This window comes from Pseudoalteromonas sp. SWYJZ19 (assembly GCF_015864375.1).
In the GTDB taxonomy this organism is placed as follows: domain Bacteria; phylum Pseudomonadota; class Gammaproteobacteria; order Enterobacterales; family Alteromonadaceae; genus Pseudoalteromonas; species Pseudoalteromonas arctica.
In genome coordinates this window covers 169,217-183,434 of record NZ_JADYXI010000007.1, presented here as the reverse complement: position 1 = coordinate 183,434, position 14,218 = coordinate 169,217, and the positions used below count along the sequence as shown (strand labels likewise).

Sequence of the window (14,218 nt, the reverse complement as noted above, 5' to 3'; positions counted from 1 at the left end):
CCGCCAGTTTGGCGGTTTTTTTCTTAATGGGTGGCCAAAATCACTGTACCACTTGTATCTTGAGGTTTTGGATGCAATCTCATCAGAGAAACAAACTCAGGCTAAAAAAACTGGTAAGGCTCGTAAACGCTCTGTTAGCACTGACTTGGAGAGAATTAAAGAAGATAAATCAAAAGAAAAAAGGCTAAAAGATAAATACCGACATGAGTTAGATGTTGCTAATCAAAGGCTAGATGAAGCATATGCAGAGCAAACAATGCTGTTAACTGCGATGATGAATTTTCTAGATATAGAAGATAGAATTAGATTATTACGAGAATCAAAACCTAAGATCGTTAGCATTAAATAGCTAGAGGTTATTAATAATTGCCGCTACATTGTAGGGAAAATATAAATGAAAAAGATAACAAGGAAGCAGCACTTCGTACCCAGGTGTTTACTTAAAAACTTTAGCTATAACGATGGTGCTATTAATATATTCGATTCAACTAGGAATAAGTTACGGCCATCTAATGTTGGAGCTGAACTATTCGAGAATAACTTCTATGATAAAGACAACACGATCGAAAATTTTTTGCGTGATTATATTGAAGGGCCAGGCGCTCAGGCTTTAAAAATAATTACAAGGGAAGTTGATGGACAATTGGATTTTGAAGGGCGAGTAGACCTTCTTCGGTTTATTTTAGTTCAATTAAGCCGTACACCAAATGCATATTCTTCCTCGCTAGATAATATTGACAATTATTTTAATGAATTAATAAATCAATTAGGTCAATTAAATGGTTTTGATAAAGAAGCTCTAGACGGTATAAAAGTTTCTTTTGATAACCCAAAATATTTTCTTCAACTGCAAACACTGGAAGCAGCGCTCAAAGTGCCTCTTCTCTTAGATTTAGAGTGGCACATACTAATTAATGAAACAGCCACTGAGTTTGTGATATCAGATCATCCTGTGGTTCATTACAACTGGTATCTTCGTAACTTACACTCAATAGATATCAGTGGTTTGTCTAAATGTGGATTGCAAGTTTTCTTACCAATATCAAGCACTATTACCTTATGTTTATATGATAGTAAGATCTATAAAATGGGAGCTAAAAATAGTTCCTGTACCATAATTGAAAACTTACCAGATATACATCTGCTAAATGAACTTCAATTTAGGAGTCGAGGCTCATTTATTGTTTTTAGGTCTACAGATGACTCAAACTATGTTAAAAAAATGAGCGATAAGTTTCCAGCGAATAGCATTTATAGTAATACAGTAAAAGCCATAGCTCCCACAATTATTGGAAGGGAAGCTAAAAGTAAAATCACCCTCTGGCGTAAATCTTATATTTTTGATAGATGGTTGTCATTTTGCAAAGTTAAAAACAAGAAAAAAAGTCAGGATATAACCTGTTATGATCGAATACCTGAAGAATTAGCTAAACATGAACAATTCATTAAAGAAATGAGGTCAAAAAAAGAATAAAAATATGACTTATTTGCTTGTTTTTCAATCGCTATTTTATTGCTTTTATGACTTAAATTATGACTTTATTTTTAAGGAATAAAATACATTAAATTCAAGTGGTTAACTTTCAATCATATTTTAAATAATATTTTTTACCAAGGTTAAGGGGTGAAGCGATCACCCCAAGGTTACAAACTTTATTGTCTCTACACAACCTAAGCGTACTGCCCACAAGCAAATCCACAGCTCCACGCATACTGGAAATTGTAGCCCCCTAACCAACCCGTTACGTCAGTTACTTCGCCTATAAAGTATAGGCCTTTAGCTTTTTTAGCTTCAAAGGTTTTTGAGCTCAACTCGTCGGTATCTACACCGCCCAAAGTTACCTCAGCAGTACGATAGCCCTCGGTCCCATTAGGCTTTATTTGCCACGCATGAATATAATTTACTAACTCATCTATTTGAGCATGTGTAAGCTGATTAATATTACAATCTGGTATCGCTTTGCTTTCGTGCAGTATTTCTATAAAGCGTTTAGGTAAAATAGTCGCAAGGCTGTTTTTTAACGACTTTTGGGCTTGTGTTTCACGCCAATCAGCAAGTTGCTGCTTTAAATTAATTTCAGGTAATAGGTTTATAGTTACAGCCTGCCCTGCTCGCCAAAATGAGCTTATTTGCAATATTGCAGGGCCCGATAACCCTCGGTGAGTAAAGAGGATATTTTCTTTAAATACAGTGCCGTCTTCGCTTGAAACTTCACAAGGGATACTAATTCCCGAGAGCCCTTCAAAACGCTCTTTATCATGCTGATGCAAAGTAAATGGTACAAGTGCTGCCATGGTTGGTAACACGCATAAGCCAAACTGCTCTGCAATTTTATAACCTATTGGTGTAGCCCCTAGTTTTGGCATAGTTAAGCCACCCGATGCAATAACTAACGACTCACAGATTAAGGTTTCTTGCTCTGTGGTAACGCTATAGCCGGTTTCGGTTTTTGATACGCTGATCACTTCACTGCGTAGCTTTATATTTACTCCGGCCCACTCACATTCGGTTAGTAAAATATCAACAATGTCTTGTGCATTGTTATCGCAAAAAAGCTGGCCTAGTGTTTTATGGTGATACGCCAAGCCATGCCTGTCCACCAGCTCAATAAAGTCATGCTGTGTATAGCGACTTAAGCATGATTTAACAAAATGAGAGTTTGTGCATAAGTAGTTATCCGGGGTTGCATTTTCATTTGTAAAATTGCAACGCCCACCACCACTTATTAAAATTTTACGACCTGGTTTTTTCCCCATATCAAGTACTGTAACGCTTCGGCCACGGTATCCAGCTTGCGCTGCACACATTAATCCTGCTGCTCCCGCACCTATTACAATTACATCTACTTGGGTCATTTATTTATCTCATTAAAAAATTTGCTCGATTATAGCAAAGTTTAATAGCTAACAACGCAGCATTTGAATTATTAGTAATAACACAACAAAAACGCATCAGTAATAAGTAGGGAATAATTACCCCCCACAATAAAACAACCCTTTATGCTTATTTTTAATTTATATGACAAATACTAAACAACGAGTAAACCGCTAAAAACCTGGGTTATAACTAAATGAAAGAGGTACATAATAAATTGATATTTTAACCTAGTTAACAGATCGTTTACTTTTGTTCCCGCATCGTGATCTTATATCACGAAATAATAAATAAAAATCTAGGGATAATTATGACAACTAGTAAAACTTTTAAAAGATGCGCAATTGCAATTACAGTTAGTACGCTTTTTGCAGCAACATCTGGCATGGCTCAATCAGTTTCAAGTTCAATGGCTGAAACATCGGCTAAACTACAAAGCCAAGGCAGTTTCGAAACTCAGTTCATTATTAAATATAAAAATAATAACGAAATGGCGAGCTTTTCAACTGCTGACGCAAACCCGTCTAGCATGAAAAAGCGCGCACAGAGCTTTGTTAAAAACTTCGCTTCTAAAAAAGGCAAAGTAAAAGCAAAATATATTCGTGCAATGGCACTTAATAACCACCACGTAATGCGTGCTGATAAAAAATTAAGTGCGGCAGAGGCCCAAGAGTTTATGCAAGAAATGGTTGATTCAGGCAATGTTGAATACATTGAAGTGGATCAAATATTAAAGCCGTTTTCAACTCCTAACGATCCACGCTTTGATGACCAATGGCACTACTACGAGCAAGCCGGTGGTTTAAACTTACCTACTGCATGGGATACCGCAACGGGTAGCGGTGTAGTTGTAGCTGTACTAGATACGGGTTACCGCCCACATGCCGATTTAAATGCTAACATTTTACCGGGTTACGATATGATCTCTAACCTATCGGTAGCTAACGATGGCGGTGGTCGCGATAGCGATGCACGTGATCCTGGTGATGCAGTTGCTGCGAATGAATGTGGCACTAACGGTGCACAAAACTCTAGCTGGCACGGCACGCACGTAGCCGGCACAGTTGCTGCGGTAACCAATAACGGTGAAGGTGTTGCAGGCGTAGCTTATAACGCAAAAGTAGTGCCTGTTCGTGTACTTGGTAAGTGTGGTGGTTTAACCTCTGATATTGCAGATGGTATTATTTGGGCATCTGGCGGAAGTGTTTCAGGCATTCCTGCTAACTCAAACCCTGCAGATGTAATAAATATGAGTTTAGGTGGCAGCGGTTCATGTAGCTCTACAACTCAAAATGCAATTAACACCGCGCGTAGTAACGGCACTGTGGTAGTTATTGCTGCAGGTAACGATAACGATAACTCCGCAAACTACAACCCAGGTAACTGTAATGGTGTAGTAAACGTAGCATCAGTAGGTCGTAATGGCGGTCGAGCTTATTACTCAAACTACGGTAGCAATATTGATGTTGCAGCACCGGGTGGCGCGCAAAGTTTTGCAAACGACTCCGAGGGTGTTCTATCAACTTATAACTCAGGTTCGTCTACACCTTCAAGCGACAGCTACGGTTATTCGCAAGGTACATCAATGGCTGCGCCTCACGTAGCAGGTGTTGCGGCACTTATTAAGCAAGCAAAACCAGATGCAACGCCTGACGAAATAGAAAGTATTTTAAAATCAACAACCCGTTCGTTCCCTGCTACATGTACTAGCTGTGGTACGGGTATTGTTGATGCAGCCGCAGCTGTTGCAGCTGCAAGTGGCGGCACTACTCCGCCTACAGGCGGTGATAGCGAGCTTATTAATGGTGAAGCTAAAACAGGTTTAAGTGGGGCTGCAAATGCACAAGCGTTTTACACTATGACCGTACCAAGCGGTGCAACTAACGTAACATTCACTATGAGTGGTGGTACTGGTGATGCTGATTTATACGTACGTGCGGGCAGTAAACCTACAACTACTACCTATGACTGTCGCCCTTATAAAGGCGGTAATAGCGAAGAGTGTTCTATTGATAACCCTACTGCGGGAACTTACCACGTAATGCTTAACGGCTACTCTGCGTATTCAGCTGTGAGCTTGGTAGGTAATATTACTGGTGGTTCATCGTCTGGTGGCGGTACAGGCACTCCACAAGCAGGCGGCGGCACTATAAGCGATGTGACAGCCAATACTGGTCAGTGGAAACATTACACGTTAGATGTACCTGCAGGAATGAGTACGTTTACAGTAACAACGTCGGGTGGAAGTGGCGATGCAGACTTATTTGTAAAATATGGCAGCCAACCAACAACCACTACGTACGATTGTCGCCCTTATAAAAATGGCAACGCAGAAACATGTACATTTACCAATCCACAAGCAGGTACTTGGCACTTAAGCGTTAACGCCTATAGCACTTTCTCTGGTTTAACACTTAGCGGACAATACCAACCGTAATTTAAAATTTGAGCCGTAAATAAAAAACCGATGTTGTTTCCAACATCGGTTTTTAAATAGTAAGTAGCTGATTAATTAAAGCTAAAACCTACATTTTATTACTGTTATAGCTTCTCTAGTACTGATTCTGCACGGCTTACAACAAACTCTTTGTCTTGCTCTACAAATAAACCAGTTACTACTGCATTTTCAACAATCATAGCGTAACGCGTTGAACGTAAACCACCAAAACTAGCGGTATCTTTATCAAGCCCTAACGATTTAGTGAAACTTCCATCGCCATCAGCAAGCATTGTAATTTCTTGCGCGTTTTGCGAGTCGCCCCATGCTTTCATAACAAATGCGTCATTAACAGATACACAGTAAATAGCATCAACACCTTTTGCTTTAATTTTATCAGCAAGAGTAATAAATTCAGGTAGATGTGCATTTGAACACGTTGGTGTAAATGCACCTGGCACTGCAAATAACACGACTTTTTTACCTTCAAACAACTCTTTGTTTGTAAGAGATTGCATACCGTCGTCAGTTAATTGCGTTAACGTAACCGATGGTAATTCTTGGCCTTGCTCAATCATGGTGGTTCCTTTAAAAGATCAATACAGAATAAGTAACAATCATACTACGTAACCTATTACAGTGTAGGTAAAGTGTAACTAACTTAGTAACCCAGAGTAGTCTAGCAAAGGTTTATAGACCGCGTTCACTACATTTTATGAAAACTATTTTAGCTTCTATAGTTTTCATAAAATTTATTGCTCTGTAGTTAAGGTAAATTCAAATCGTTTATAAAGCGAGAAAAGTCATTACCTAACTTTTTATCCCGCATGCTGTACTCGACAATTGCTTTTAAATAGCCTAACTTATCTCCGCAATCGTGAGAGCGACCACTCATATGGAATGCTTCAACAGTTTCTTGTGCCATTAATGCGTCAATAGAATCTGTAAGTTGTATTTCACCGCCAGCACCTACAGACGTTTTTGCAAGTAGAGGCCAAATATTCTTACTCAGTACATATCGCCCTACAACAGCAAGATTTGAAGGTGCTAAATCTGCATCAGGTTTTTCAACCATTGCTTTAATTGCAGCACTTTTACCTGGCATTAACTCAACACCGTTTATATCAGCAATACCATATTTACTAATGTCTTCTTTAGCTACTGGCTCAAGCATTATTTGACTTGCTTGAGTTTCTTTAAAGCGTTTAATCATGGCCGCTAAGTTTTCAGTTTTTTGGTCCGCTGTATAAGCATCAAGTATCACATCTGGCAGGAGCACTACAAAGTTATCGTCACCAACTATTGGCTTAGCACACAAAATAGCATGCCCTAGCCCTTTAGCTTCACCTTGGCGTACACTCATAATGGTGACATCAGGCGGACAAATAGAGCGAATCTCATCTAATAAAGCACGTTTAACACGTTTTTCAAGAGTAGCTTCTAGCTCGTAACTTGTATCAAAATGGTTTTCGATTGCATTTTTAGAGCTGTGTGTAACTAATACAATATCTTTAATACCGGCAGATACACATTCGCTGACAATATATTGAATTAGAGGTTTATCAACTATAGGGAGCATTTCTTTTGGAATAGCTTTTGTCATAGGGAGCATTCTCGTCCCTAAGCCTGCTACTGGAATTACAGCTTTCATATCTATCCTTAGTGATTAAGTTTGTAAATAAACTAGCAGATACAAAATAGATACCAGCTGAATAAAGTTACCTCTTTTGAAGGAGTAAATTTGAAGCTGCTTTTAAAGTGAAGACTCTACACTTTGGGAATATAAAATAGATAGGTAAATAGTGAACTTATTAATGATTTTGTTGGGGGGGGGTGAGATTACATTAGCTAAATAAAAAAGCCTGAGATTGTTATTAATAACAACTTCAGACTAATCAATATTTAACAATACCTTACTGAAGGTAGAGTTATAAAACCTTTTTATAATTAAAGACCAGCGCGATCTTTAATCACTGCAATAAGTGGTGAGCTAGCAAAGTTGCCTTCAGCCCAAGCAATATCAGCACCATCTGTTAACGCACTTTTTGATAAGTTTTTAACTATATACTCACCAGTATCCACTGCATTACTAGCAACAGCATGGCGTAATAAGTTATTACCATTACATTGTACTGCATCATAAATATTACGAATTTTTACACGAGAGCTTTTAAGCTTGCTGCGTAATCGGTTTTTATCGTCTGCCGCAATATATTCACAAATAGATACTGCTAATTGATCTTCAGCATTTGCAGGTGCTGTATACGAAAAAGAACTTACAGCGACAACAGCAGTAAGTGCAACTAGCTTTGGTAATTTAAACATGACAAACCCTTTATAATACTTTGTTCTTATATAGACTATCAAATATTATATCAATCTATCAAAAATTACGCAATAATGTTAATGTTCTTTATACAAAGTTACGAATTTATAACTAGATTTGTTTTTTTCATCAGGGAGGTTTTCTTGCTCTTCTTTCACGCCCCAATTAGCAACTTTATTGTAATCAGGAAACTGTGTATCGCCTTTAATATCTAAATCAATAAAGGTTAAATACAAGCGTTCTGCTTTTGGTAAAAATTGCTCATAAATATTACCGCCACCAATAATCATTACTTCTTCAACAGCACAAACCAGTTCTAGTGCGGCCTCTGGTGTGGTTACCACTTCAATACCCTGTGCAGTATATTCGCTGTTTCGAGTAATAATAATATTACGACGCCCAGGTAAAGGACGGCCTATTGACTCAAAAGTTTTACGACCCATGATCACAGGTTTACCCGTAGTTATTTTTTTAAAATGCTGAAGATCCGCAGGTAAATGCCATGGCATTTTATTATCTAGGCCAATTACACGGTTATTTGCCATTGCTGCAATCATTGAAATTATCATAATAAACACCTAGTACTTTATTCTTAAACAAAGAAAAAGGAGCATAAGCTCCTTTTTAATAAATTCTATTTAATTAACGCTCGTAGACAACTTCTACGTCGTAATCATCTTCATCCCAGTCGTCCCAATCATCATCATTGCCTTTACCTTTAGTGGCTTTTTCATGATAGGTATCCCACTTGAATTCAACTTCTTCATCTTCAACTTGTACAAACTTCTCTTTAGGCATGCTATCAAGTAGTGTCATTATGTTGTGGATTAAAGGTTGAGTATTAAGCTTATTAATTGCTGAAATGTGATAAATATTTTCAGTTTCGCCCAGCTCTTCTGCAATCGCTTCGCATAGCGCTTTTGCTTCATCTTCTGGTAATAAATCTATTTTATTAAACACTAACCAGCGTGGTTTTTCAGCTAATTTAGGACTGTATTGGTGTAGCTCGTTAATAATCGAGAATGCATTATCAACAGGGTTTGAACCATCTACCGGCATTACATCAATAATGTGCAATAACACACGACAACGCTCTAAATGCTTCAAGAAGCGAATACCTAGGCCTGCACCATCAGATGCACCTTCAATTAGACCCGGAATATCGGCTATAACAAATGATTTATTTGCTTCAGGACGTACCACACCTAAATTAGGAATAAGCGTCGTGAATGGGTAATCAGCTACTTTTGGTCTTGCTGCAGATACACTGCGGATAAACGTAGATTTACCTGCATTTGGTAATCCTAGCAAGCCCACATCAGCTAATAATAGTAACTCTAACTTTAAGTTACGTACTTCACCGGGTGTGCCCAATGTTTTTTGACGAGGTGCTCGGTTAGTACTTGATTTAAAACGTGCATTCCCCAAGCCGTGGAAACCACCTTTTGCAACCAAAATTCGTTGACCATCTTGAGTTAAGTCGCCAAGTCCCTCTTGGGTATCAACATCCATGATGCGCGTGCCTACAGGCACCATAACAAATAAGTCATCGGCTTTTCGGCCTGTACAGTTACGGCTACGACCGTTAGTACCACGTTCAGCTCTATGAAAGCGCTCAAACTGATAATCAATTAGGGTATTTAAGTTTTCATCAGCTTGTAGATAAACACTACCACCGTCTCCACCGTCACCGCCGTCTGGTCCACCATCTGGAACATATTTTTCACGACGGAAAGACACGATGCCGCTGCCACCGTCTCCAGCTTCTGCGCGAATTTCTACTTCATCTACAAACTTCATGATTACTCACTTTAGGGATTGGCTTGTTTAATAACTCTATTATATACCCAAGCCAACACAAATGCAGGCTTGGGTATATATTTTGACTGACTACAAAACAAAAAACCCCGCAAAGGCGGGGTTTTTAACTACCTTACTGATTACTCAGTTACGATAGTTACGTATTTACGGTTTAAAGGACCTTTTTGTTCAAACTGAACTTTACCATCTGCTTTTGCGAAGATAGTGTGGTCTTTACCGATACCTACGTTAGTACCAGGGTGGAAACGAGTTCCACGCTGACGAACAATGATGCTACCCGCTAGAACTGATTCGCCACCAAAACGCTTAACACCTAGGCGTTTGCTTTCTGAATCGCGACCGTTACGAGTACTACCAGCTGCTTTTTTATGTGCCATTTCTAAGTACCTCTAATTAAGCGCTAATGCTAGTGATTTTAACTTCAGTGAACCATTGACGATGGCCCATTTGCTTACGAGAATGCTTACGGCGTCTAAATTTAACAACCTTAATCTTCTCACCGCGACCATGTGAAACAACCTCAGCTGTTATCTTGCCACCGTTTACGAACGGTACACCGATCTCGATTTTCTCACCATCAGCAACTAAAAGTACTGAATCAAATTCTACTGCCGCACCAGTTTCAACGTCTAATTTTTCAAGACGAATCGTTTGACCTTCAGTCACACGATGCTGTTTACCACCACTTTGGAAAACCGCGTACATAATTAACTCCGTCTGTGCACCCTCAAATCGGCGCAACTAAAATATTCTTCGATAGGGCGCGAAGTTTACGCTAACGCGAAATAACTAGCAAGCCTATTTTGTAATTAAAATGAATAAAAAGTAGCTGCTTTGAGAGCAATTCAATATTTACCCCATTTTATATTAATTAGCCCTTTTGCCAAGCGCTTTTTAACTCTTAGTCGAAATAAATTAATGTACTCAAATATGACCCTCACAGCTTAATATCTAAGCACACCATAAACTGTATATTGATTATCAATTAATCAGTTATCTTGGCTAATTCAGTCTAAATTAAGTACTTTAATAGTGTTTTTTCAATCAATCGTCACAAAATATCGAGCTAGTGCATTTTTTGTTGTACAATCTGCGCCGTTCACACATAAAAATTGGCTCGGAGATCAATGGATATAAAAGCTATCCAGGCGTTAATCGAAAGCGATATGAATGACGTCAATCAACTTATACATGCGCAAATGCGCTCAGATGTGGCGTTAGTTAATCAGCTTGGTTTATATATAGTTAGCAGTGGCGGCAAACGCGTTCGTCCAATGCTCGCGATTTTAGCAGCCAAAGCGCTCGGTTATCAGGGTAAAGATCACATAACACTTGCAACAATTGTTGAGTTTATTCATACAGCAACGCTATTGCATGATGATGTTGTAGATGAATCAAACTTACGACGTGGCACACCTACAGCAAATGCTGAATTTGGTAATGCTGCTAGCGTATTGGTTGGTGACTTTATTTACACTCGTTCATTTCAGCTTATGGTTGGCCTTGGAAAAATGCAGGTTATGCAAGTACTTGCCGATGCAACAAACATTATTGCTGAAGGTGAAGTATTGCAGTTAATGAACTGCAACGACCCAGATACGACCGAAGCCAGTTATATGCAGGTTATTTACTCTAAAACAGCTAAGTTGTTTGAAGCAGCGACAGGCCTTGCTGCCATTATTACTGAGCAAGACCAAACTACTCTCGATGCACTAAACCTATATGGTATGCATTTAGGTACTGCGTTTCAGCTAGTAGATGATGTACTCGATTACAATGCAGATGCTGAGCAGTTGGGTAAAAACATTGGTGATGATTTAGCTGAAGGCAAACCAACGCTTCCACTTATTTATGCTATGCAACATGGTAGTGAGCAGCAAACGCAGCTTATTCGTGATGCGATAGAGCACAGTAATGGTATGGAGCATTTAGAAGACATTCTATCGGCACTAAAGCAAACTAATGCGCTTGAATTTACAATGCAAAAAGCAGAGCTTGAAGCTGACAAAGCTATTGCGTGTTTAGACTTTTTAGCTGAGTCTGACTATAAGCAAGCACTCATAAGCCTTGCTCGTATTGCGGTTGACCGCGACCACTAGTTTTAACTAGTTACACAGTGTGAAATTAATTCTGAGCAATAAAAAAGCCTGCAAATGCAGGCTTTTTTATTATTCTACTTTGGCTATTACGCCATGAAATCAACACCTTCTTTGATGTCTTTTTTCAGTGTTTCAAGCATGTCATTTTTTGCTTTTGTTTCAAATGCGCTTAGTTCGCCGTAAGAAAGAATTTCTTCTACGCCGTTTTTACCTAAACGTACTGGATGTGCAAAGTACTCTGCATCGCCATTTTCAACAGCAACGTAAGCGTAATCTACAACTTCTTCACCCTGTAGGCCTTTAACTAAAGACATACAAAAACGAGCTGCAGCAGCACCCATAGATAGCGTAGCTGAACCACCGCCTGCTTTAGCATTTACAACTTCAGTACCCGCATTTTGGATACGTGGAGTAAGTGCAGCAACTTCTTCATCTGTGAAAGAAACACCTTCAACTTGAGAAAGTAGAGGCAGAATAGTTGTGCCTGAGTGACCACCAATTACTGGTACTTTAACAGTTGCTACGTCTACGCCTTTAAGTTCAGCAACAAATGCTTCTGAACGAATAACGTCAAGCGTAGTAATACCGAATACGCGTTTAGCGTCGTAAGTACCTGCTTTTTTGAATACTTCAGCAACGATTGGAACTGTGCCATTTACTGGGTTAGTAATAATACCTACTAACGCTTTAGGACAGCTAGCAACAATGCCTTCTGCTAAAGTTTTGATGATACCAGCATTTACATTAAATAAATCAGCACGATCCATACCTGGTTTACGTGGCATACCCGCAGGGATAAGAACGATGTCAGAGCCTTCAAGCGCTTTGTTTAATTCGTCTGCGCCAAAGCCTGCTACTTTAACATCTGTTGGGATGTGAGAAAGGTCAACCGCAACACCTGGTACTACTGGTGCAACATCATAAAGTGATAATTCAGAGCCAGCTGGTAAGCCTGTTTTTAATAGTAAAGACAACGCTTGGCCGATACCGCCTGCAGCACCTAATACAGCAACTTTCATTGGAATTCTCCGTAATTTGAGGTAGGAAACATTTGTGGCTCTTAAGATAATGAAATTAGCGACTAAAAACAAATTTATCCTGTCTATTTCAAGTATATTTTCGACCATAGTCGTAAACTTTTGTGATTTAACGCATCAAACTGGCAAGTTAACTAAACAACTGCTGCATAATTATTCATTTTTGTGTAGAATTTGCGGCATAAATAACAAAAACGAATAAAGACTATGCAACCACAAGATAAACAAGAAGCACTGGTAAAAGCATTTAAATCACTATTAAAAGAAGAAAATTTTGGCTCTCAAGGCGAAATAGTTGATGCATTAAAAGATCAAGGCTTTGACAATATAAGCCAAAGTAAAGTATCGCGCATGCTAAGTAAATTTGGTGCTGTACGCACACGTAACGCCAAACAAGAAATGGTTTACTGCTTACCAGCTGAAATGGGTGTACCTACGGCTAAAAGCCCATTACGCCAATTAGTAATCGACATTATGCACAACGAAATGATGATCATTATTCGTACCAGTCCAGGTGCTGCTCAGCTTATTGCGCGTTTATTAGATTCATTAGGTAAAGCAGATGGCGTACTAGGAACAATTGCAGGCGACGATACTATTTTTATCGCTCCTGCTAAAATATCTGAAATAGATGTAACACTTGAACGTGTTCGCATTTTATTTGATACGGTTTAATAGCAAACTAAATTTGTTTTAAAAACCCGACTGAAGGCGCAAAGAAAGCAGAACCCATATCGGCTTGAGTAAAATCAAGCCAGTGGTCGTAACACTCCCCTTCCCCTAAACGACTATTAAGTACTTTTTCAAATGCGGTGCCCGTACAAGCGCATGTAATTGATAACATTCCCTGCTCATACACATCGCCATAAGGCATGCTCTGATTTAATAGTAGCGGTTGTCCGTCTTCGTCTTTTAGCTCGCTACGTGACGCATGGCTGGTTTCAATCGCGGGGGTAATTAGCGTGTTATCAAGGCGCGTACGCCCCATTATTTGTTCTTGCTCACTCAATGATAAGTGCTGCCACATAGTTAAGTCATGCTTATAACGCTGTACATGAATATAACTCCCCTGATCTTCAAAATTGCCAGGGTTACTAATTAAAGCCGTAGCGCGCTTTTTTCTTCCATGTGCGGTGTCGCCACCATAAATAAAACCATTAAAATCACGACCATCTAAAAAGCGAAAATTACGAATTTGCTCCACCAGCTCAACATCGGGAGCAAATAGTTTTAAAATTTGCAGCGCAAATAAATGGTTAACGTCTTCACGGTCAGAGCGAATTTGCACAAATAAATCGCACGGTTGTACGCTCATTTGATGATCGCTATGGTTTATATTAGGAAAGCTCTGTAATTCGCTTGGGATGTATTCAGGGAGGATATGCGGCCAATATTGCGCACCAATAGCAACCATGCAAGAGAGCATTGATTCTGAAAATTGATCGCTAAATTCTTCTTCAATAGCGCTTACTTGTTTTAACTTTGCGCGAAGTGATTCATCTTGACCATCAAACACATTAAAAAATAAGTGCAAACCGTGTAAGTTTGCTTCAGCACAAATCCCTGATTGCGCTTGCGCCATTGTTATTCCTTAGTTTTACAGATAAAAACACAGCGAATAAC

The 14,218-nt window shown here is 39.1% G+C and carries 15 protein-coding genes; 5 read left to right on the top strand and 10 right to left on the bottom strand.

Annotation, left to right across the window (positions count from 1 at the left end; translation table 11 throughout):
• Window positions 1-67: 67 nt before the first annotated feature.
• Complete coding sequence (locus tag I6F45_RS09625; protein ID WP_133120271.1) at window positions 68-349, top strand: hypothetical protein; 282 nt, start codon at window positions 68-70, stop codon at window positions 347-349.
• Window positions 350-394: 45 nt separating this feature from the next.
• A complete protein-coding gene (locus I6F45_RS09620) occupies window positions 395-1,474 on the top strand; it encodes a DUF4238 domain-containing protein (protein ID WP_024608050.1) in 1,080 nt (359 codons plus the stop codon).
• A gap of 197 nt (window positions 1,475-1,671) precedes the next feature.
• On the opposite strand, the gene I6F45_RS09615 is transcribed toward I6F45_RS09620, so the two are convergent.
• On the bottom strand, window positions 1,672-2,856 hold the full coding sequence (locus I6F45_RS09615) for an NAD(P)/FAD-dependent oxidoreductase (protein WP_165740666.1): 1,185 nt from the start codon (window positions 2,854-2,856) through the stop codon (window positions 1,672-1,674).
• 329 nt (window positions 2,857-3,185) lie between these two features.
• On the opposite strand from I6F45_RS09615, the gene I6F45_RS09610 reads away from it, so the two are divergent.
• Window positions 3,186-5,312, top strand: a complete 2,127-nt coding sequence (locus I6F45_RS09610) for a S8 family peptidase (RefSeq protein WP_165740665.1) — start codon at window positions 3,186-3,188, stop codon at window positions 5,310-5,312.
• Window positions 5,313-5,416: 104 nt separating this feature from the next.
• Here the strand turns inward: I6F45_RS09610 and I6F45_RS09605 are convergent, their stop codons facing one another.
• The 7 genes from I6F45_RS09605 to rplU form a co-directional block, all read right to left on the bottom strand.
• The gene (locus I6F45_RS09605; protein WP_007586078.1) at window positions 5,417-5,890 is read right to left on the bottom strand and encodes a peroxiredoxin; all 474 of its coding nucleotides are present in this window, start codon (window positions 5,888-5,890) and stop codon (window positions 5,417-5,419) included.
• Window positions 5,891-6,078: 188 nt separating this feature from the next.
• Window positions 6,079-6,963: a UTP--glucose-1-phosphate uridylyltransferase GalU gene (gene galU / locus I6F45_RS09600; RefSeq protein WP_165727154.1), complete on the bottom strand. Its 885-nt coding sequence runs from the start codon at window positions 6,961-6,963 to the stop codon at window positions 6,079-6,081.
• Window positions 6,964-7,259: 296 nt separating this feature from the next.
• Window positions 7,260-7,637, bottom strand: a complete 378-nt coding sequence (locus tag I6F45_RS09595; protein WP_007586082.1) for a DUF3718 domain-containing protein — start codon at window positions 7,635-7,637, stop codon at window positions 7,260-7,262.
• A gap of 78 nt (window positions 7,638-7,715) precedes the next feature.
• Window positions 7,716-8,207, bottom strand: a complete 492-nt coding sequence (folA, locus tag I6F45_RS09590) for a type 3 dihydrofolate reductase (RefSeq protein ID WP_197119675.1) — start codon at window positions 8,205-8,207, stop codon at window positions 7,716-7,718.
• 73 nt (window positions 8,208-8,280) lie between these two features.
• Entirely contained in the window at window positions 8,281-9,438 is a 1,158-nt protein-coding gene (cgtA, locus tag I6F45_RS09585) for an Obg family GTPase CgtA (protein WP_007586086.1), read from the bottom strand.
• A gap of 140 nt (window positions 9,439-9,578) precedes the next feature.
• Window positions 9,579-9,836 (bottom strand): 50S ribosomal protein L27, encoded by a 258-nt coding sequence (rpmA, locus tag I6F45_RS09580; RefSeq protein WP_002957747.1) that lies wholly within the window; start codon window positions 9,834-9,836, stop codon window positions 9,579-9,581.
• Window positions 9,837-9,852: 16 nt separating this feature from the next.
• Entirely contained in the window at window positions 9,853-10,164 is a 312-nt protein-coding gene (rplU, locus tag I6F45_RS09575) for a 50S ribosomal protein L21 (RefSeq protein ID WP_002957748.1), read from the bottom strand.
• A gap of 422 nt (window positions 10,165-10,586) precedes the next feature.
• Here rplU and ispB point away from each other — a divergent pair, with 422 nt between their 5' ends.
• Window positions 10,587-11,558, top strand: coding sequence for an octaprenyl diphosphate synthase (gene ispB, locus I6F45_RS09570; protein WP_007586099.1), 972 nt, complete (start codon window positions 10,587-10,589; stop codon window positions 11,556-11,558).
• 86 nt (window positions 11,559-11,644) lie between these two features.
• Here the strand turns inward: ispB and mdh are convergent, their stop codons facing one another.
• On the bottom strand, window positions 11,645-12,577 hold the full coding sequence (gene mdh, locus I6F45_RS09565; RefSeq protein ID WP_007586102.1) for a malate dehydrogenase: 933 nt from the start codon (window positions 12,575-12,577) through the stop codon (window positions 11,645-11,647).
• A gap of 225 nt (window positions 12,578-12,802) precedes the next feature.
• Here mdh and argR point away from each other — a divergent pair, with 225 nt between their 5' ends.
• A complete protein-coding gene (gene argR / locus I6F45_RS09560; protein WP_002957753.1) occupies window positions 12,803-13,270 on the top strand; it encodes a transcriptional regulator ArgR in 468 nt (155 codons plus the stop codon).
• 7 nt (window positions 13,271-13,277) lie between these two features.
• On the opposite strand, the gene I6F45_RS09555 is transcribed toward argR, so the two are convergent.
• On the bottom strand, window positions 13,278-14,177 hold the full coding sequence (locus tag I6F45_RS09555; protein ID WP_165741245.1) for a Dyp-type peroxidase: 900 nt from the start codon (window positions 14,175-14,177) through the stop codon (window positions 13,278-13,280).
• Between the last annotated feature and the right edge of the window lie 41 nt (window positions 14,178-14,218).

Bases quoted from the DNA above. Each gene is read 5' to 3' on its own strand.
- rpmA (WP_002957747.1), bottom strand. From the start codon at position 9,836: ATGGCACATAAAAAAGCAGCTGGTAGTACTCGTAACGGTCGCGATTCA.
- I6F45_RS09610 (WP_165740665.1), top strand. From the start codon at position 3,186: ATGACAACTAGTAAAACTTTTAAAAGATGCGCAATTGCAATTACAGTT.
- I6F45_RS09605 (WP_007586078.1), bottom strand. From the start codon at position 5,890: ATGATTGAGCAAGGCCAAGAATTACCATCGGTTACGTTAACGCAATTA.
- I6F45_RS09615 (WP_165740666.1), bottom strand. From the start codon at position 2,856: ATGACCCAAGTAGATGTAATTGTAATAGGTGCGGGAGCAGCAGGATTA.
- mdh (WP_007586102.1), bottom strand. From the start codon at position 12,577: ATGAAAGTTGCTGTATTAGGTGCTGCAGGCGGTATCGGCCAAGCGTTG.
- I6F45_RS09555 (WP_165741245.1), bottom strand. From the start codon at position 14,177: ATGGCGCAAGCGCAATCAGGGATTTGTGCTGAAGCAAACTTACACGGT.
- galU (WP_165727154.1), bottom strand. From the start codon at position 6,963: ATGAAAGCTGTAATTCCAGTAGCAGGCTTAGGGACGAGAATGCTCCCT.
- folA (WP_197119675.1), bottom strand. From the start codon at position 8,207: ATGATAATTTCAATGATTGCAGCAATGGCAAATAACCGTGTAATTGGC.
- I6F45_RS09620 (WP_024608050.1), top strand. From the start codon at position 395: ATGAAAAAGATAACAAGGAAGCAGCACTTCGTACCCAGGTGTTTACTT.
- I6F45_RS09595 (WP_007586082.1), bottom strand. From the start codon at position 7,637: ATGTTTAAATTACCAAAGCTAGTTGCACTTACTGCTGTTGTCGCTGTA.
- ispB (WP_007586099.1), top strand. From the start codon at position 10,587: ATGGATATAAAAGCTATCCAGGCGTTAATCGAAAGCGATATGAATGAC.
- cgtA (WP_007586086.1), bottom strand. From the start codon at position 9,438: ATGAAGTTTGTAGATGAAGTAGAAATTCGCGCAGAAGCTGGAGACGGT.
- argR (WP_002957753.1), top strand. From the start codon at position 12,803: ATGCAACCACAAGATAAACAAGAAGCACTGGTAAAAGCATTTAAATCA.
- rplU (WP_002957748.1), bottom strand. From the start codon at position 10,164: ATGTACGCGGTTTTCCAAAGTGGTGGTAAACAGCATCGTGTGACTGAA.